The organism is Chryseobacterium sp. FG46, from assembly GCF_057809135.1.
In genome coordinates this window covers 270264-290365 of the sequence record NZ_JBMDJJ010000002.1, presented here as the reverse complement: position 1 = coordinate 290365, position 20102 = coordinate 270264, and the positions used below count along the sequence as shown (strand labels likewise).

Annotated in this window: 13 protein-coding genes; all 13 read right to left on the bottom strand. The window is 36.4% G+C overall.

All coding sequences use genetic code 11. The features are described 5' to 3' along the window. Positions 1-152: 152 nt before the first annotated feature. The 13 genes from ACODR7_RS02755 to ACODR7_RS02695 all read right to left on the bottom strand — a co-directional run bounded on the left by ACODR7_RS02755 (position 153) and on the right by ACODR7_RS02695 (position 19924). On the bottom strand, positions 153-566 hold the full coding sequence (locus ACODR7_RS02755; RefSeq protein WP_488837093.1) for a barstar family protein: 414 nt from the start codon (positions 564-566) through the stop codon (positions 153-155). Next, entirely contained in the window at positions 547-4242 is a 3696-nt protein-coding gene (locus ACODR7_RS02750) for a phosphoribosylformylglycinamidine synthase (RefSeq protein WP_488837091.1), read from the bottom strand. The genes ACODR7_RS02755 and ACODR7_RS02750 overlap by 20 nt, the downstream gene beginning before the upstream one ends. 312 nt (positions 4243-4554) lie before the next feature. Then, the gene (locus ACODR7_RS02745) at positions 4555-5982 is read right to left on the bottom strand and encodes a serine hydrolase (RefSeq protein ID WP_488837089.1); all 1428 of its coding nucleotides are present in this window, start codon (positions 5980-5982) and stop codon (positions 4555-4557) included. Between the two features lie 17 nt (positions 5983-5999). Then, positions 6000-6971 (bottom strand): WG repeat-containing protein, encoded by a 972-nt coding sequence (locus ACODR7_RS02740; protein ID WP_488837088.1) that lies wholly within the window; start codon positions 6969-6971, stop codon positions 6000-6002. 48 nt (positions 6972-7019) lie between these two features. After that, positions 7020-8447, bottom strand: coding sequence for an adenylosuccinate lyase (gene purB / locus ACODR7_RS02735; protein WP_488837086.1), 1428 nt, complete (start codon positions 8445-8447; stop codon positions 7020-7022). Between the two features lie 952 nt (positions 8448-9399). Then, complete coding sequence (locus tag ACODR7_RS02730) at positions 9400-9543, bottom strand: bacteriocin-like protein (RefSeq protein ID WP_156121528.1); 144 nt, start codon at positions 9541-9543, stop codon at positions 9400-9402. A gap of 424 nt (positions 9544-9967) precedes the next feature. Then, entirely contained in the window at positions 9968-10378 is a 411-nt protein-coding gene (locus tag ACODR7_RS02725; RefSeq protein ID WP_488837085.1) for a hypothetical protein, read from the bottom strand. Between the two features lie 119 nt (positions 10379-10497). Further along, positions 10498-10896, bottom strand: a complete 399-nt coding sequence (locus ACODR7_RS02720) for a hypothetical protein (protein ID WP_488837083.1) — start codon at positions 10894-10896, stop codon at positions 10498-10500. Between the two features lie 89 nt (positions 10897-10985). Continuing rightward, positions 10986-13313, bottom strand: a complete 2328-nt coding sequence (gene bglX, locus ACODR7_RS02715; protein WP_488837081.1) for a beta-glucosidase BglX — start codon at positions 13311-13313, stop codon at positions 10986-10988. Positions 13314-13393: 80 nt separating this feature from the next. Beyond that, positions 13394-14101: a carboxylesterase family protein gene (locus tag ACODR7_RS02710; protein ID WP_488837080.1), complete on the bottom strand. Its 708-nt coding sequence runs from the start codon at positions 14099-14101 to the stop codon at positions 13394-13396. 97 nt (positions 14102-14198) lie between these two features. Beyond that, complete coding sequence (locus ACODR7_RS02705) at positions 14199-15590, bottom strand: glucoamylase family protein (protein WP_488837079.1); 1392 nt, start codon at positions 15588-15590, stop codon at positions 14199-14201. A 75-nt stretch (positions 15591-15665) separates the two neighbouring features. Continuing rightward, positions 15666-17090, bottom strand: a complete 1425-nt coding sequence (locus tag ACODR7_RS02700; RefSeq protein ID WP_488837078.1) for a RagB/SusD family nutrient uptake outer membrane protein — start codon at positions 17088-17090, stop codon at positions 15666-15668. An 11-nt stretch (positions 17091-17101) separates the two neighbouring features. Next, complete coding sequence (locus tag ACODR7_RS02695; RefSeq protein ID WP_488837077.1) at positions 17102-19924, bottom strand: SusC/RagA family TonB-linked outer membrane protein; 2823 nt, start codon at positions 19922-19924, stop codon at positions 17102-17104. Positions 19925-20102: the final 178 nt, after the last annotated feature.

Below are 20102 nucleotides of genomic sequence, written 5' to 3'. Positions count from 1 at the left end.
TAATGGTTAAATAATGTATTCTTTTTTTGACGCAAAGGTTTTATTGTGAGTATGTTGATTCAAGGAAGCAAAGAATGAATCAACAAGTTGATTGATGAAGCTAGCTGTAAAATATCAACATTTAAAAATCTCCACTCATTACTCATTACTCATCATTCCAGTTTCAGCGTAATATTCGTATGTGATTCTATAATTTCAATCAGGATTTCAAAAAGCGTTTGTCCTTTTCCTTCAATCAATTCGTCTAATTTCTGCTGAATTAATTCTATGTTGAAAGGTTTTCCCTCTCTGATTTTATTTTCATAGAATTCACGGGTGGCAGTAAAGCCCAGATCTTCTTTTGATTTCTGTGATTCTTTCCAGATGATTTCAATTTCTTCTTTGTTTTCAAATACTCCGAAACCTCCGTAGAGAATATCATCGAAACCATCCAACGTTCCTACTTTCCAATCCACATCTTTCATCAGAACATTGGAAACTTCTTCATAGAAACCTCCTAAAGACGAAAAATGACCGCCATGGATGACGATCATTTTTCTTGTATTATTATTTGAAGTATTCAACACCGTTTTTGAATATATTGTGATAATTCGCGGTTGGTATGTTCTTCATGAGACCTTCAGCAAAACGTTCCGGGTGTCCCATTCTTCCGTAGATCTTTCCACATGGACTGGTAACTCCTTCGATTCCGAATAATGAGTTATTCGGGTTGAACGGCATTCCGTGAGCAATGTTTTCATCAAGATCAATGTATTGGGTGGCAATCTGTCCGTTTTCATACAATTTCCTGATTTCTTCTTCTGAAGCCATGAAACGTCCTTCTCCGTGGGAAATCGGGATGGTGAAAGTTTGTCCTTTCATTCCTTTTAACCAAGGGCTTTCGTCATTCACTACTTTTACGGTAACCATCTGAGAGATGTGTCTTCTGATGGCATTGTGAGCTAACGTTGGAGAATTTTCATCAAGATCCTTGATTCTTCCGTACGGTAGTAATCCTGATTTCACCAATGCCTGGAATCCGTTACAGATCCCGATGATCATCCCGTCTCTGTCTAATAATTCGTGTACTGCATTTTTCATCTTCTCGTTTTTCAGAACGTTAACAATGAATTTTGCAGAACCATCCGGCTCGTCTCCTGCGGAGAAACCTCCGGAGAATGCCAGAATCTGGGAAGTTCTGATCTCTTCTACCCATGCATCAATGCTTTCATCCAGTAACTGGTGATTGATATTGATTAAAGGTAAGCTGCTTACTACAGCGCCTTCTTTCTGGAATGCATTCAGCGTGTCATACTCACAGTTAGTTCCCGGGAATACCGGAGCAAAAACTTTCGGCTGTGCAATTCCGTGTTTTTTAATGATGATATTTCTTGGGTTGACAGAGTTGTGTTTTGCATCAATTTCAACCGTAATCTTTTCTTTTTCTACTGTCGGGAAAAGGTTTTCGAATGTACCAGTAAAACTGGATTCGAGATTTGAAATTTGAAATTTGAAATTATTGATGATCAAAATTTCATCCTCAATTACATTTCCAATCAACTGAAGATTTACAGAGCTTAGTTCTTCGTTGGCTTCAATAATCAAGCTACCGATATTTTTCGCCAATAAAACAGTTTCGTCAGCAGTGATTTCTGCACCTAATCTGTTTCCGAAGCTCATTTTGGCTAAAGCTACGGCAAGACCTCCTTCTTTCACTGTTTTCACAGAAACAATTTTTCCTGCTTTGATGTTTTCGAAAATGAATTCAAAAATTTCTTTTAAAGCAGTATAGTTTGGAAGTCCGCTCTCCTGAGCAGTATGATTGAAGAAATATAATTTGTTTCCTGCATTTTTCAATTCAGGAGAGATGATATTTTCTTTGTCCCCGTTAGCACATGCAAAGGAAATCAGGGTTGGCGGAACATTCAGATCCTGATAGGTTCCACTCATCGAATCTTTCCCTCCGATCGCTGCAAGACCTAAATTGATCTGTGCATCATAAGCTCCTAAAAGTGAAGCTAAAGGTTTCCCCCATTTTTCAGGATTTTGTCCTAATTTTTCGAAGTATTCCTGGAAGCTAAGTCTGATGTTTTTATAATCACCTCCCATCGCTACAATCTTTGCAACACTCTCTACTACAGCATAAGATGATCCTAACAGTGAGTTTTGTTTTGAGATTTCAGCATCGAATCCCCAGCTTGCCAGAGAAACGGTTTTAATGTCTTTTGCTCCTAAAACTGGTAGTGTCTGCACACTTCCTTCCATTAAGGTTTGCTGATATTTTCCACCTAAAGGCATTGCTACTGTTGTTGCTCCAATTGAAGAGTCGAACATTTCAAGCAATCCTTTCTGGGAAGCTACGTTTTTATCTTTTAAGATATTCAGGAAGTTTTCTGCTGTGAAAGCTTTTGTTTCTTCTTTTACTTCTTCAAGGTGAGTGATTTTCACTTCCTGAGATTTTGAACATCCGTTGGTATCTAAGAAAGCTCTTGAAAGGTCTACAATTTTGTCTCCTTTCCAGAACATCTGCATTCTTCCGGAATCTGTCACTTTTGCTACTTCTACGGCAACAATGTTTTCAGCTTCACAGAATTTGATGAATTTTTCTTTATCCTGAGGATCTACTACCACAGCCATTCTTTCCTGAGACTCAGAAATAGCCAGCTCGGTTCCGTTTAATCCTTCATATTTTAATGGTAATACATCCAGGTTTACTTCTAAAGAGTCTGCAATTTCACCAATTGCTACAGAAACTCCTCCTGCTCCGAAGTCGTTTGATTTTTTGATCAGCTTCGTTACTTCAGGATTTCTGAATAGTCTCTGGATTTTACGCTCTTCCACCGCATTTCCTTTCTGAACTTCAGAACTCATGGTATGGATTGAAGTCTCGTCCTGTTCTTTTGAACTTCCGCTTGCTCCTCCTACTCCGTCACGGCCTGTTGCTCCTCCTAAGATAATGATTGAGTCCCCATTTTCAGGCTTCTCACGTCTTACCCAGTCTACAGGAACTGCTCCGGTAACGAAACCTACTTCCATTCTTTTGGCTTTGTAGCCTTCGTCATAGATTTCAGAAACCATTGTAGTCGCAAGACCAATCTGGTTACCATAAGATGAATATCCGTTGGCAGCCTGTTTTGTAATGGTTTTCTGAGGCAATTTTCCTGGTAAAGTTTTGTCAACAGATTCTAAAACATCTGCGGCACCTGTTAATCTCATCGCCTGGAAAACGAAAGATCTTCCGGATAACGGGTCTCTGATCGCACCTCCCAAACAAGTGGATGCTCCTCCGAAAGGTTCAATTTCTGTTGGGTGGTTATGCGTTTCATTTTTGAATAATAAATACCAAGGCTCTTTTTTACCGTCGTATTCTGCTTCAATCTGAATGGTACATGCATTGATCTCGTCAGAAATAACAAGATTATCCAGTTTTCCTGTCTTATGGAAATATTTACCGCATACTGTTGCCAGATCCATTAATGAAATGGGCTTCAGCTCACGGCCTAAGAATTTTCTTTTTTCGATATAATCATTGAAGATCGTTTCCAATGTGTGTTTGAACTGACCTTCAAACTGAATGTCTGACAACTGTGTTTCGAAAGTGGTGTGACGGCAGTGGTCGCTCCAATACGTGTCTAATACTTTTAATTCTGTTTCCGTAGGATTTCTCTCTTCAGTTTTGAAGTAATCCTGAATGAATTTCAAGTCGTCTAATCCTAATGCAAAACCATGATTATTGTAGAAATTTTCAAGTTCCGCATCATTGAAATTGATGAAGTTTTCATGGATGATTACTTTTGACGGTGCTTCTTCTGCAGGAATATCCAGAATTGATAAGTCTTTTTCCTGAGATTCTACTTTGTTGATCAGAAGGTCTTTGATTTTAACCAGATCTGATTCAGAAACTCCTTCAAATTCGATCAGCTTTCCACTTCTTACTTTTGATTTTTCATTTTCTGTCAGCAAAGCGATACACTGTTGTGCAGAATCTGCTCTCTGATCATACTGACCAGGCAAAAATTCCATTCCGAAATGAATAGCTTTTGCAGGGTTTTCTGTGTGTAAAATATCAGTAACAGGGTCAACGAAAGTATTGTTCACCACTTTTTCAAATTCTCCGTCATTCAGGTTGAAAATATCATATACATTGTATACTTTCACGCTTTGAACTGCCGGGACAACCGCTTTTACTTCATCAAAAATTTTTGGACTTTCAACATCGAAAATTCCTCTTTTTTCTACGAAAATTCTTTTGTTATTAGACATTAGATGTCAGATTTTTAATATTAGATTTATTTTTTATTTTCATTTTTTATATCCATTGCATGACAACCATCTTCAGAAACAGAGGAAAGCATTAAAAAAATCCTTCTATAATTGTCACATCGCTGATGCGACAATCTCAAATTAATAAAGACAGAATCAGGTTACATCATTCTTCAGATATTTTTCAGAGTACCAGTGTCAGTTTTTATCTTCTTTTCCATCCACATTGGCTACTCTTTTTGGTGTTATTTATCTCCCTATACTATTGAGTGCAAATTTACTCTTTTACTTTCTTTTTCTTCTATCTTTTTCTTATAATAGCAATGTCAGATTATTATCTTTGGTACCGTCATTATTGGATGCATTTTTAGAAGCTCCAATCCATTCTTCTTTATTCAGTACAAACTTAAAGGAATAGGACTTTCCTTTTTCAAATCGAGAGACAGGAACTTCCAATTCATAAAGGTTTTTACCCTTCTTTATCATCTGATATTCTTTATTCTCTGCATCCCAGTTATTGAAACTTCCTGCTACAGCCATGGTATTAATAAGGTTTCCATTCATATTTTTCGGATGTGCGTAAGAAAAAACGATTTTATCCTTCTTTATGGAATATCCATACACCTGCTTTTTATCTGAAGTGGAAACAAGATCAGCTACCAAACTTGTTGTACCATTATAAAGTGCGGAAAATGTTTCAGGTCCATTAATGTTTACAATGATGCATACTCCAATATTCAATTCTGGAAACACTGTAAACAGGCTATTTATCCCATAAGATCCACCATGCTTAAAACCTCTTTTACCATGTTCGGTAATGCAATATCTGTCCCAAAAATATCCATACCAGGCTTCTTTACTATTTTCAATATTTCTTTGAGATTCCTGTACCGTTTTGTTTTGTAAATCGAGTTCTTCTTTTAAAAACTTCACCATATCACCCATTGTAGATTCGGTTTTCGCCCCCCCTGAACCCCACAGAAGGCTTCGTGAAACGGGCATTAAACGATAATTCTCATGATATCCATTAGCCTGAATTTCATTTTTATCAAGCTCCAGTTTGGTATGGTTCATTCCATTTTTTGAAAAGATATTTTCTTTCAAAAGGGTTTCATAACTTTTCCCATAAATATTTTCCAGCATAAGACCGGTTAATTCCAGACTTGTATTGCTGTATTTATATTTTGTACCTGGTTGTGCATCTAATTTTACAGCAGCCAGCTCTTTTTTAAAGTCTTCTTTTGTATATCCGTCATTAAGCTTTTCGTATAGAAAAGCTGTTTCATCTGTCATGTTTTTTCTCAGCTCATCATCAATAGGGAGATTTCTAGGTAAGGCGGTTTCATAAGAAATTACATTCCTGACTTTTATGGGAACACCATTGTATTCTAAGTTGGGATAAGGTTCTTTCAGATACTTGCGTACATCATCATCAAGGCTTACTTTCCCATCCAGGACTGCCTGTGCCAGCAATTGCCCTGTAAAAAGTTTGGTAATGGAAGCTATAGCAAAATAAGTATTATCATCCGCTTTATTCCCTTTTCCTTTGTCTATTTCTCCAAAGTGTCTGGTATAGATTTTTCCATCTTTTATAATTCCGACAGAAACAGAGTATGCTTTTGATTCTTCTGCAACTTTCTTAGCAGCTGCATCTATGACTGAATAAACTGCTTTATCTGTTTGTGCATAATTTTTCACAAATCCCAAAGCCAACATCAATACTATTATATGTTTTGTCATCTGCTAAGTAAGTTCTGCTATTTGTTTATGAATTTATTAGGGTTATCCTTATGCTTTCTCTGAAAATCTTCTGCACTTTCTATTTCTTCCTTTAACCAGTTTTCAAAAGGAATCTTCTTTTCATTAAAATCTCCTATTGCATAATTTTTTTTTCCATCTTCTGAAACCAGGAATTTGAAACGGTACAGCATATCCAAATCCTTTTTTCTCCAATTATAAGTATTCACCTGATAATAGGGAAAGTTTTCTTTTGGCCTCTCTACGATTTCAAAAAACAGATTCTTTTCTTTTTCAGACAGTTTATTGTAAAAATTTACATAATAAAGATCTGAAAGTTTTTTCTTCTGTTTTTCAAAGAACTGAAGGATATCCTTGTCTTTTTCATTGTATTGAAACGGATTCGGGTAGTATTTCCCGTCTATTTCAACATCCTGCTCTGTTGGTTTCGCCAATGGCTGAACAGTTTGTCCTTTGACGTTCATCACACCCCATTTTCCACCTACGATAGATCTGTGCTCGTCATTTGTTTTTTCCCAGTCACAGCCGTCACAAAAGGTGGCGTATCCGTAATTAAAAGGAAATGCAAAGTCATGCTCAGCTCCAATAACAGTATTCCCGTTTCGGTCTGCAAATCCTACTCTACCATTTTCAACCAATCTTCTTACTCCTTCAGAGAAATAATCTGCGCCATTATCATAAAGAAAAGGTTGATACAGAAATTTCCCTTCTCTGTCGTACACATATCCCCATGCATTTTTTTCCGGTTTCTCACCTTCTTTACTACCATCAAAAAGAATAGTTTCTCCTTCTACAGGATCTCCGTCTTTAAGGAATGAAAAGATTTTGAACTGCGCCGGAACAATTATTTTCCCTGCTTTATCTTTTACTCCAACTAAAGAATCTTTGGATTTAAAATAATGTAAATCCACCTTACTTTGAGAAAAGGAAATAATTGGTGTTAATAAAATGGCTACCAGTAGTTTTTTCATAAACGGGGTTGGAAATAAAATATGCAGCCCAAAAGACTGCATATTGTTTTATACTTTAAGATCAGCTTCCAATCCTATTAAGTCTTTGTTTTGGTCTATAATCGGCTGTACTTCATTTTTGATGAATTCTTCCGTCTGGATCGGCGCGAAACCAATAAAGTTTTTAGGATCTAAAACTTCTTTCAGTTTTGATTTGTCCAGTTTTAAAGAATCATCGTTTAAGATTCTTTCGATAAGGTCGTTTTCTTTTCCTTCCTCTTTCACTTTCTTGGAAGCTTCCATAGAGTGAACTCTGATCACTTCGTGGATTTCCTGACGGTCACCACCAGCTTTTACTTCTTCCATGATGATGTATTCTGTTGCCATGAAAGGAAGTTCCTCCATAATATGTTTGTTGATTCTGTTTGGATAAACAACGATTCCGTTCATGATGTTGTTCCAGATCAATAGAATAGCATCAACTGCTAAAAATGCCTGTGGAATTGTTAATCTCTTGTTCGCAGAGTCATCCAATGTTCTTTCAAACCATTGTGTAGAAGCTACCATTGCAGAACTTGTTGTAAGAGACATTACATATTTTGCCAACGCTCCGATTCTCTCGCTTCTCATTGGGTTACGCTTGTAAGCCATTGCCGATGAACCGATCTGGTTTTTCTCGAATGGCTCTTCAATCTCCTTAAGGTTTTGAAGTAGGCGTAAATCGTTTGTAAATTTATGTGCAGATTGTGCAATATTTCCTAATAAAGCGACAACTTTCGCATCAATTTTTCTATCGTAAGTCTGTCCGGAAACTCCGAACACTTTTTCGAAACCGAATCTTTTTGAAAGTTCTTTATCTAAATGTTTTACTTTAGAATAATCTCCGTTGAAAAGCTCAAGGAAGCTGGCAGCAGTTCCTGTAGTTCCTTTTACTCCTCTGAAACGTAGGGTTTCAAGGAAGAAATCCAATTCTTCGATGTCAAGAACCAAACTCTGTAACCAAAGTGTAGCTCTTTTTCCAACTGTTGTTAACTGAGCCGGCTGGAAATGGGTGAATCCTAAAGTAGGAAGGTCTTTATATTGAATCGCAAAATCCGAAAGGTTTTTCATCACGTTCACCAACTTTTTCTTCAAGATTAAAAGTCCGTCACGGATCTGAATTAAGTCTGTATTGTCTCCTACAAAAGCCGAAGTTGCACCCAGGTGAATAATTCCTTTTGCTGAAGGCGCCACATCACCATAGGCGTGAACGTGAGCCATTACATCATGACGGAATTTTTTTTCGTACTCTGCAGCTTTTACGTAATCGATGTTTTCAGCATTAGCTTTTAACTCAGCAATCTGCTCGTCTGTAATATCAAGTCCGAGGCCTTTTTCGATTTCAGCAAGAGCTATCCAAAGCTTTCTCCAATTCTGGAATTTGTTATTGTGTGAGAAGTTAAATAACATTTCTTCACTGGAGTAGCGCTCTTCCAATGGATTTTTGTAGGAATTCATTCGTTCTTTTACTTTTTAGATGCACAAAAATACGGTTTTTCAGTGAGAGATAAAAATTCTGATTTTATGATTTTTCAACCCTATTCTGAATCAAATAAAAGATTTTCATTTATACTTTTGCCTTGAAGCAAAAGTATACAAAAGTTCAAGACGGGAATCATCCGCTAAAAATTTGAATGTACTCCTAAAATTTCCAAACTCGCATGGATCATAAGTTTCTGCTTCGGTTCTGAACAAGTCCCATGCTCAGACAGTGGAAATTTTTTAACGGATTACATTGAAATTTTCTTAACGCTCCTGATTCCTAAGTCGATTGATAAGCAGCACATCCTATTCAAGCATGTTTTTTTCTAAGCTTAACATTGAATTGTTGACATTGCATAGATTAAATAAACTATCGATATTGCAACCAACAATCCAAGAACGTTTAAAATCAACAGGGCTATCTTTTTACTGCGTCCTTTAAAGAAAGTCATAATTGCAGGGATTAACGATAAATTCCCAACGGTTAAGAAAAGAACAATATCCATCCCCGATTGGAATAATGATTTACTATCCATAATCATGATAATATTTATGGGTAGAATAACAAGATTTAAAGCAATGATAAGAATTGCGAGTGTATAGTTTATTTTGGAGAGAATCATGGTTATTTTGATATGCTCACAAAAGTAAGGATTTCTCGTTTATACTTTTACCATGAAGAAAAGAGACAGAAGTTCAGGACGGGAATTAGCCGCTAAAAATTTTAATGTACTCCTAAAATTTCCAAACTCGCATGGATCATAAGTTTCTGCTTCGGTTCTGAATAAGTCCCATGCTCAGACAGTGGAAATTTTTTAACGGATTTGAAATTTTCTTAACGCTCCTGATTGCTAAGTAGATTGGTGAGAGCAAATAAAACAGGCTATTCCATTTCTGAGACAGCCTGTTTTATACTATTTTTAATTAATTAGTCAATAATAAGTCCGCATGGCGATCCTACCGGAATACATTTTCTTTCCAATGAGCACCAGAAGTACCCTGCCAGACACATCGGGATACCTCCCTGAACAGTTTTCAATTCTCTTTTTGAAAGTTTTCTTAAGTTTTTCATAGTAACATTTTTTGATTTTTCTCCTACTCTCTATGCTTTTCGGATTACGCTTTAATTTGGCAGATCCAATATACATTTTTTTCGGAACAAAAACATAACTTATTCGTTTTATTCAACTTACAACGATAATTTGTTTATTATTTCGAATAATCATTATTGTATATCCATATAGTTTCTTAAAACAAGGAAGGTAAAAAAACTCTATTTAGAACGAGTTTAATACTTTTTAAGACACGGAAATCACTTTAATGTGGTATCCTGTAAATCACGCTATTTATAAGTAAATTCTTTGTATATTTTCATTCTATTATGATGCAAAAATATCTACCTAAAGTGACAAAACCTGCCATATTAAAATCTAATTAAATTAATACCACAAAAAAACCACTCTTCCGAGTGGCTATATATTTTTTAAAGTTTGAACTTATTGATAGATGACAACATTATTTTTCTTAATTTGATACCCTTTTTTATAAGGAGTCAGAACATAGCTGTCTTTAATGTGAGATCCGCTTTTCCAGACTTTTTCTCTTCCTTTTTTATCCAAAATGATACTTTTTGCATTTCCATCCTGAATAAAAATTTCAGCCTTTTTCTGATTTTTAGTAAAGATAACTGCCGTCATTGTAGTATAACTTTTATCTGAATTTACTTCTTTGAGTTTTATTTTCTGATTGAAAGTTTGTATACAATCATTTTTTAACTGTGAATAGGTATATCCTGCGGAACCAATACAACCATGAACATCTCTGTCGCCTCCCAAAACGTGAGTGCTTTTTTGTGCAAAAACTAATGACCCAAGGAATAATGTACTAAATAAAATTATTTTTTTCATATGTAAAATTTTTGTTTTTTGATAGATTAAAAATATCCTAAAATGTGATATTAATTAATTTCCCTAAGTTACAAAAAAAACCACTCTTGCGAATGGCTTTTCTTTTTTGAAATCGGATTTTATTGATAGATCACGATATTATCCTTTTTAAGCTGATATCCGTTCTTTTTGTAAGGAACCAATACATAGCCATCCTTTTTCCAGACTTTAGTTTTACGTCCTGTTCTGGTAAGGATAATGCTTCTTTCACCGGCATCTTTTACAAAAACCTCAGCTTTTTTCATGTCTTTACTGAAAATAACGGCGGCTATCGAAGTATAACTGTCTTTCGGAGCAACTTCTGTTAGCTTAATTTTTTGTTCAAAAGTTCTTATACAGTCTTTCTTAATTTGAGAATAAGTATACCCTGCTGAACCAATACATCCGTGTACATCTTTGTCACCACCTTTTATTGCTCCTTTTTGGGCAAACACTAAAGAACCAAGGAACATTGTGCTTAATAAAATTGTTTTTTTCATGTCAATGTGTATATAATAATTACACATCTATTATTAAAAATCATGCCAAAGAATAGAAAATATACAATTCCGGAGGAACTTTTCAAATCTTACTTAGTCCAGTTAATCTTTGAATGCTGTACATTGTCAGAACTTGTTCCGATCATGATATCGAATTCACCTGATTCCCAGTCGTATTTCAAATCTCCGTTGTAAAACTTCAGGTTTTCAGGAGTGATATCAAAAGTTACTTTTTTAGATTCTCCTTTCTTCAAAAATATTTTCTGGAAGCCTTTCAATTCTTTTACCGGTCTTGTGATACTTCCAACTATATCTCTGATATATAACTGAACCACTTCTGCTCCATCAAAGTTTCCTGTATTGGTTACTGTAACGGATGCCTGAACGGTCTGATTTCCTTTCGCGGTATTAGCGGAAACTGTCATATCAGAGTAATTGAATTTCGTATAGCTCAATCCGTACCCGAAAGCATATAATGGTGTATTACATTCGTCCATATAGTTGGAACGGAATCTTTCATAAGTACATTTGTCTACTTTGTCCTGACTTAGCGGACGACCTGTATTTTTAGCATTATAATAGATAGGCACCTGTCCAAGGCTTCTTGGGAAAGTCATCGGAAGTTTTCCGGACGGGTTTACTTTTCCAAACAGAACATCTGCAATGGCATTTCCTGCTTCAGATCCTGCAAACCAGGCATTCAAGATAGAATCCGGAGTATCTTTTACATTGGTTAATGCTAACGGACGGCCTGTGAAAAGAACCATTGCAATCGGTTTTCCGGTTTTCTTTAATTCATTTAATAAATCAACCTGAGACTGAGGAATGGTAATTTCCGTTCTGGAAGAAGATTCTCCGCTCATTTCTGCAGATTCTCCGATAGCCAGGACAATCACATCTGCTTTGCTGGCAACATCCACAGCTTCTCTTAGCAATTCTTCTCTGGAGCGGTTATCTCTGTCTGTTTTTTTACCGTGAGCTGCATAAATTTCTTCTAATTTGGCATCATAATCTATATTGGCTCCTTTTGCTGATAAAAACTTAACTTCCTTTCCGTAGTTTGCCTGCAATCCCTGCATCAAAGAAACTGAGGCAGCATGTTTTGTAGCAACACTCCATGTTCCGGCCATATTCATTGAGTTATTCACCAATGGGCCAATTACAGCCACTGTTCCTGATTTCTTTAAAGGCAATACCTGATTGTCATTTTTCAATAACACCATAGATTGAGCAGCCGTATTTCTTGCTATATTACGGTTTTCCATATTATAGACTTCTTTTGCCGCTAACTTTGCATCTCCATGTTTGTATGGATTATCAAATAAACCAAGATCATATTTTGCTTCAAGAATTCTTCTTGCTGCCATATCAATTTCAGCTTGTGTCACTTTTCCTTCCTGAAGGGATTTTTTTAATGTTGTTAAAAAACCTTCTCCTACCATATCCATATCAACTCCAGCTTTTAAAGCCAAAGCAGACACCTGCTGAAGATCTCCCATACCGTGGTCTACCATTTCATTGATACCGGTATAGTCTGTTACTACGAAGCCTTTAAACTTCCATAGATTTCTTAATACTTCCGTTTGAAGCCATCTGTTTCCTGTTGCCGGTACTCCATCCACTTCATTGAAAGAAGCCATTACTGAAGCTACACCGGCATCCACTGCTGCTTTGTAAGGAGGAAAATACTCATTAAACATTCTTACATGGCTCATGTCAACCGTATTGTAATCTCTTCCTGCTTCTCCGGCTCCGTATAATGCAAAGTGTTTTACGCAGGCTAAGATATTGGTTCCGTTAGCAAGGTCTTTCCCCTGATAACCATATACCATGTTTTTAGAAATTTCACTTCCCAAATAAGGGTCTTCACCAGATCCTTCTGATACTCTTCCCCATCTTGGTTCGCGGGAAATATCCACCATGGGAGAGAATGTCCAGTTGATTCCGTCCGAAGCAGCTTCTCTGGCTGCTACTCTTGCAGACTGCTGGATAAGATTCATATCCCATGACGCGGCCAATCCTAATGGAATCGGGAAAGTAGTTTCATAGCCATGGATCACATCCATCCCGAAAATCATAGGAATTTTCAGACGGCTTTTTTCTACTGCTACTTTCTGAACAGCTTTGATCTTATCTGCTCCTTTTATATTGAATAATCCTCCAACTAATCCTTGTTCTACTTTCTTTCCGATATCAGAACTCTGTGCCTGTCCTGTAGTGAAATCTCCGGAAGTGGGAAGGTTCATCTGGCCAATTTTTTCATCCAATGTCATTTTAGATAAAAGATTATCCACAAATGCTTTCTTTTTAGCCTGATACTGAGCTGTCTGATAAGACTGAACGGGCTTCGTTATCATTTCCTGAGCGGAAAATACAGGAGCCAATGCTAAAGTGGCGATTACAATTAACTTTTTCATAAATCTATCTTCTTAAATTATTGTTTTTATATTTTTTGCTTTAATTTGATGGGGTTATTTTTCAATCATTGGGGGTCGGATTACTTTTCTTTCTTTTTTGACAGCATCCATTCATACAAAGCAGGGTTGGAATAGGTAGAATCCCATGAGTTATGATTATCATTCGGGAAGATAACTAATTCTGCCGTAGGGTTTACAGGATGCAGCTTCTGATAAAAATTAAAAGCATTGGCAGGCAGGACAATATCATCCATTCCGCCATGAAATATTTTCATATTCAAATCTTTAAACTGATGAATATTGGCGGTCATTACCTGATCTGTCGGCGCACAGACTGAAGCCACTGCAGCAAACATTTCCGGATGTTCCATGGCCAGTTTCAAAGTTCCCCAGCCTCCCATAGAAAGTCCTGTAAGATAAATGCGGGAAGCATCAATTGTATATTTTTTCTGAATTTCTTTGATCAGATTATACACGGTAACCGTATCCCACCATGTTCCTTGCGGACATTGAGGTGCCAGAATGGCTACAGGTTCTTTGATCAGATTTTTATAGGTAAACGGACTGTGTGCTTTTACCATATCTAGATTAGTTCCCCGTTCTCCTGAGCCATGAAGGAAAACTATTAATGGTACATTTCCTTTGGTATTCCGGGGATAATCCAGAATATAAGACATTTTCTCCTGTCTTTTAATTTCTTTATTGAGTTCCGCTTTTATTTCCTGCGCATTCAGTTGTAATGAAAACGGCAGCAGTAAAAGAGGGATATGTTTCAGTATTAGTTTCATATTATTAAGTTTTGGCCAAAGCCATAGATTTGATCTTTTTTTATTTAAACGGATTTCCTTCGGCTATGCTCAGGATAATAGTCCGTTCCTATTGAATTTACTTGAGTCCGTATTTAGCTGACTGGAAGCTTAATTTCTTTAATCCTTTTTGAATTTCCGGAGCATTCATAAATAACTTCCAAAGGAATCCTGATCTGTAATTTTCAATCATGGGAGCAATAGTTCCCTGATCTATTGCCAGATATCTTGGGGTAAACCAATTGTTATAATTGACAGAGGTAGCATCATAAGGACCTGCAGAACCTATAAATTCAGGTTTTTGGGTATATATAAATCTCAGAAAAGCCATTGATTCTTTTGGTGTGTATGGGAAACTGCTCAATGCAGCTGTAGGAGTAATTACTCCATTATCATTGCCAGGCATATGAGCGGTGTATCCTGTGCTTCCATCCTCATTTCTTGTGTAACCGGCAGTCAATCCCCAATAGTTGGGTCCGTAACCTTTCCATTGCTTGGGATTTTCAACACAGTATTTATAGTCGATAAGGGTTTGATTTTTATTGATGTCAAAGTAATTTCTGACAAGCTTATCAGACAATCCTGTCGGATCAAGCCCGATATATGAATATTGTGCCCAGAAAAGCGGGCCGCCGTATTCCTCGGCATAGTTGTGTTTTACATACAGCGGTAATCCGTATTTTGTTTTGTCTGTAAGGTAAGTTCCATTTCTGGTCCAGCCTTTATAATAGGTTTCGGCATCAATGGAATAAGTAGGTGAAGATGCTGCTAAAATATAAGTGATCAGACATTCATTATATCCTTCAAGAGGAAAGTTCATTTCCCATTGATAATCCGGTGACCAGTGCCAGTAAAGGACTTTCTCTCCTCCTTTGGTATACCAGTTCCATTGGATTCCTTTCCATAACTCATCACATTTTGCTGCAAGGGCTTTTTCTTCTGCATTTCCGTTTTTAAAGTATTCACGGACCATCAGTATTCCTGAAGTAAGGAATGCGGTTTCTACAAGATCACCGCCATTATCTTTTTTTCCGAAAGGAACTGTTTTTCCGGTTTCCCCATTGATCCAATGTGACCAGGCTCCTTTGTGCCGGTCTGCTTTTGCCAGGAAATCCATGATATGAGTAAGTCTTTTCACCGCTTCCTTTCTCGGAACAAATCCTCTTTCTACTCCTACCAGAATAGTTGCCAACCCAAATCCTGAACCTCCTGTAGTGATCACGTGTTTATCGTTATCCGGATAGATATTGTCTTCATGATAACGCTCTCTTGCCAGCAATGAATTAGGTTCTGCGTAATCCCAGAAGTATTTTAAAGCATCTTTCTGTACTCTGTCCATCAGTTGTTCATCCGTAATATTGCTTTTTACAGCTTCAGTTTTTCCAGCTTCCTGTTTGGCCACTGGAGCATTTTTACAGGAATACACAAAAAATAAAGAAGTGATAGCCATTGATAATACGTTCCTTTTCATGAGATCTCTTTTTATAGGGTTTCTTACTAAAAGAAGAGGAGAACTTTCATTCTCCTCTAATGTTTATGGTTTATTTTAATAGCCGGGGTTTTGGACAAAAGCTCCGTTACTTTGGTTCATTGCATCCAAAGGAATTGGGAATAACTCATTCTTCCCTGCTTTGAATCCATAAGGAGCAAGTACGGCAGCAGCCTCACCAGTTCTTACAAGGTCTACGAAACGATCACCTTCCATAGCAAGCTCTACTCTACGCTCATGCCAGATTGCTTTTCTAAGTGCAGTCTGTGTTGTAGCTGTAGTTCCTGCCAACTGAGCTCTTGTTCTTACCTTGTTAAGATTAGCTGTGGCTGTAGCTGCATTGCCCAGTTCGTTAGCTGCTTCTGCATTGATTAAAAGAATTTCTGCAAATCTTAAAATTCTGATATTTTGTTTAGAACCATAATAACACGCACTGTTATTCAAAGCTTTAGGAAGATATACTTTTTGGTTAAATGTGGTTACAGAATTTGGATCTCCCATTGCAATCAAATCACCTTCGGGCGTAGTTTCTCCATTTCTAAGAATGGTAAGTTCTTTTCTTATATCACCAGGTTCAAATGCGTTTTCCAATGCCTGAGAAGGTGTAAAGAATCCCCATCCGAATTGGTTTCTTACCCCCTGAACTTCTGCATACTGACTTCCCGCATTTGGATTAAGCTGAGGCGCACAATCACAGTTAACTTCAAATACAGATTCTTTTCCAAACTCTCCAGCGATTCTGAATACATGATTGAAATCAGGATCTAGATCATATCCCATTCCTATCAACTGATTTGAAGTATCATAAGCCTTTTGCCAGTCTTTCTTGTAAAGATAAACTTTCGACAATAATCCTAATGCAGCTCCCTTAGTAACTCTTCCCAGATCTGTAGCTGGATAAGTCTGAGGGAGAATTTCTGCAGCACTGGTAAGATCAGATATAATAAAATTGTAAACCTCGGTTACAGAATTCCTTGGGATATTGTAATTGGTCTGTACTCCATCAAATATTGGCACACCACCATAGATTCTTACCAAATTAAAATAAAAATAAGCTCTTAACATCTTTGCTTCTGCAACAAGTCTGTTTTTAAGCGTGGAGTCCATATTTATCTTTGGAACGTTAGTAATAACCTGATTCGCTCTGTTTATTGCCTGCCACTGACCAATCCAATAACTTCTTACACCATCATCACTTACCGTAAATGTAAAATTATCATACACATTGATAAAAGACCCATCTCCCGGATTGGATCCTTTTACAACATCATCTGCCGGAACACCATAAATAAACTGGTAAGGAAATGCTGAATTTTCCCAGCTTCTTAAAAAGTTATAAATAGCATTAGTTGCCTGCATAGCATCATCCTGAGTCTGGAAAAATGATGTTGCTTCTACTTCTCCTTCCTCTTTGATATCCAGATAATTATTGCAGCTGGTTAAAAGAGAAACCATTGCAATTGATAAAAATATTTTTTTCATTACTTTTCTAATTAAAATGTTAAATTCATACCCAATGTGTAGATTGCAGAGATAGGGTAAATGTTCTGATCTACTCCCATTTGTACTCTATCTGAATTCAAGATTTCAGGGGAGAAGCCATTATACTTAAAGCTTGTCCATGGATTCTGAGCACTTACGTATAATCTTAATTTAGTAATAGACATAGATTTGGCAAATGTTTTTGGTAAATTATATCCAACCTGGATATTTCTGATTCTGATATAACTTCCATCCTCTACATAAAAACTGCTTGGTAAAATAATTGCCTGATCGTTTGTAACCATAGAGTATGAATTTGATGTACCCGCACCATGCCATCTGTTATTGTAGAAATCCAAATCCCAGTTTTCATTTCCATAGCGCTGTTCGCGGTTATAGTTGTAAATCTTATTACCAAATACTCCCTGGAAATCAATAGCGAAGTCAAAATCATAAATATTCATATTCACTCCAAATCCATAAGATCCTTTTGGAATAGGACTTCCCAGGAATGTTTTATCTCTTGTATCAATAATACCATTTCCATCTAAATCGGCAAATTTAAATGCTCCGGGCTTTGCTCCATTTTGCGTAGCTGAAGCCGCTACTTCATCAGCATTTTGGAATACTCCTACAACCTGATATCCATAATAAGACCCTACGGCCTGCCCTTCCTGTAATCTGATAACAGAATTTCCGAATAAACTAGCTCCTGCTTCTAAATATGAACCGCCATACACTGAAGTAATTTTATTTTTTAGCCCTGTATAGTTACCATAAATTCCAAAAGTAATATTTTCATTAATTTTTGTATTATAGTTTACAGCAACTTCAAATCCTTTGTTATTAAAAGAGTAAGCATTTGTTACATAATCTCTCCAGTTGCTTGCACCGGAAACAGTACCCTGGAAAATTCCATATACAACATCTTTTGAGTCCTTATTGAAATAATTAGCATCAATTTTTAACTTGTTATTAAATAATGCCATTTCTAAACCTACATCTCCCCCTGAAGTGGTTTCCCATCCGATAGATGGATCAATAATCTGGTCGATTGTTGCTGCAGGGTAACCAGTATTTCCGTAATATGCGCCTCCATCAATAATTGTTCTGTTCAGAGTAAACTTTCTTTTCACATTAGGATTCCCAAGTTTACCATAGCTTGCTCTAAGCTTTAAAAGATTAAACAAATTTTGTCCACTCATAAAATCTTCTTTTGAGATTACCCATCCTGCACTTACTGCCGGGAAAATCTTAAATCTATCGGTAGAAATCTGTGATGACCCGTCTCTACGAACAGAAGCGTTTAAAAGATATTTTCCTTTATAGTCGTAATTCAATCTGGCAAAAAGCGATTCTATACGGTATTGGTCCTGATTAAGATCCAGTTTAGGTCTGTCATCAGTATAAATCACCAGATCAGTACCATTAAGTATATTTAAAGATTCATTTGTTCCGTCATAATACACTTTCTGAGCAGATGCATATGTTTCAGAATAAGAATTTCTCGTTCTGGAGAAACCTCCCAAAATCTCTAAATTATGATCTCCAAAATTTTTCTTCCAGGTTAACGTATTGTCCCAAACATAATTTCTGTTTCTGGAATCTCTTGTCACTAGAACCGGATCTTTTTGGTCTGATACCGGAACATAATTAAGTCTTGGGGTATATTCGTACTTATTTCTATTAGAATTGTCCGTTGTATAGCTGATTCTTACAGTAAAATCGTTTAAGAATTTATATTCTGCAAAAATATTATTCAAAAGTCTTTCTTCTCTTATCTGAGAACGAAACATATCCAATTTCGCTCTTGGGTTTGGTATCGAATATCCATTGAAAAACTGATAGTCACCAGTTGCAGGGTTCATTGTAGAAAATATAGGAGGTGCTGCATAAGCATCTAGTAAAGGATTCTGAGCTACATCACTACGGATTTTTGAAAATGTAAAATTATTACCAATGGTAAGATTATCAGTTATTTTATATGATAAATTTAACTTGGTATTCATTCTGTTAAAACCACTTCCTGAGTTTATTCCTCTTCCTGCAGCTAAATTTCCTTCATCCTGTAAGTTTCCAATACTTCCATAATAGTTTAATTTTCCGATGCTTCCTGAAGCCGAAAAATCATTTGCGTTAATGATACTGGTTCTAAAAATCTCGTCAAACCATTTCGTATCTGCAGGATAATTGGCTCTGCTTAAAAATTTTGTAGGATCAGTATTTCCTTCATTTCTTAGTTTTTCATTATACAGTTCAATGTACTGGTCAGCATTTGCCATTTCCGGAACATTGGTAACTTTTTTAATTCCCAAATAAGAATTAAGACTAAAAACAGGCTTCTTACCTCTTCCCGTTTTTGTTTTAATAATTACAGCTCCGTTAGACGCTCTTGCTCCAAAAATTGCTAAACTGGAAGGATCTTTCAAAACACTCATTGACTCAATGTCTTGTGGATTAAGGAAAGATATATCATCTGTAATTGTTCCATCAACAATAAAAACAGTTTGTCCTGTTAAAGATCCAATACCTCGAATATCAACTCTCGGCGAGCTTCCAGGAGCTCCTGCATTGGTAATATTTACACCTGCAATTTTTCCCTGAACAGAACTCATAGGGTTTGAATTCGGTTTATCAGCAAGATCCTTTGCAGAAACCATTCCGATACTTCCCGTAACGTTTTCTTTTTTCTGAGATCCATATCCGATCAAAACTACTTCCTCGATCTTCTGCTCGTTGGCGGCAGTATCTTTGGGAGTAGTCTGAGCATTGACGTTCATACCGAAGTATAAAGCAGCAATGAGACATGAATACTTTAAATTACTTTGTTTCATATAGTTTCAATTTTATTCAAATAAATTCATTTTTTTATGTCTCTAAATAGTGGAGTTATTTAAAATCTCAAAAAAAGACATTAGCCAAAAATATAAAAAATATCGACCAATATTAAATTATCTTAAACATTTAAAAATTACCGACTTTCATTAGATGAAAACTGATAAAATTCAATAT

Coding starts and splice junctions, on each gene's coding strand:
- ACODR7_RS02725 (WP_488837085.1), bottom strand. CDS start 10,378: ATGAAAAAAATAATTTTATTTAGTACATTATTCCTTGGGTCATTAGTT.
- ACODR7_RS02700 (WP_488837078.1), bottom strand. CDS start 17,090: ATGAAAAAAATATTTTTATCAATTGCAATGGTTTCTCTTTTAACCAGC.
- ACODR7_RS02710 (WP_488837080.1), bottom strand. CDS start 14,101: ATGAAACTAATACTGAAACATATCCCTCTTTTACTGCTGCCGTTTTCA.
- ACODR7_RS02705 (WP_488837079.1), bottom strand. CDS start 15,590: ATGAAAAGGAACGTATTATCAATGGCTATCACTTCTTTATTTTTTGTG.
- ACODR7_RS02745 (WP_488837089.1), bottom strand. CDS start 5,982: ATGACAAAACATATAATAGTATTGATGTTGGCTTTGGGATTTGTGAAA.
- ACODR7_RS02730 (WP_156121528.1), bottom strand. CDS start 9,543: ATGAAAAACTTAAGAAAACTTTCAAAAAGAGAATTGAAAACTGTTCAG.
- ACODR7_RS02720 (WP_488837083.1), bottom strand. CDS start 10,896: ATGAAAAAAACAATTTTATTAAGCACAATGTTCCTTGGTTCTTTAGTG.
- bglX (WP_488837081.1), bottom strand. CDS start 13,313: ATGAAAAAGTTAATTGTAATCGCCACTTTAGCATTGGCTCCTGTATTT.
- purB (WP_488837086.1), bottom strand. CDS start 8,447: ATGAATTCCTACAAAAATCCATTGGAAGAGCGCTACTCCAGTGAAGAA.
- ACODR7_RS02750 (WP_488837091.1), bottom strand. CDS start 4,242: ATGTCTAATAACAAAAGAATTTTCGTAGAAAAAAGAGGAATTTTCGAT.
- ACODR7_RS02695 (WP_488837077.1), bottom strand. CDS start 19,924: ATGAAACAAAGTAATTTAAAGTATTCATGTCTCATTGCTGCTTTATAC.
- ACODR7_RS02740 (WP_488837088.1), bottom strand. CDS start 6,971: ATGAAAAAACTACTGGTAGCCATTTTATTAACACCAATTATTTCCTTT.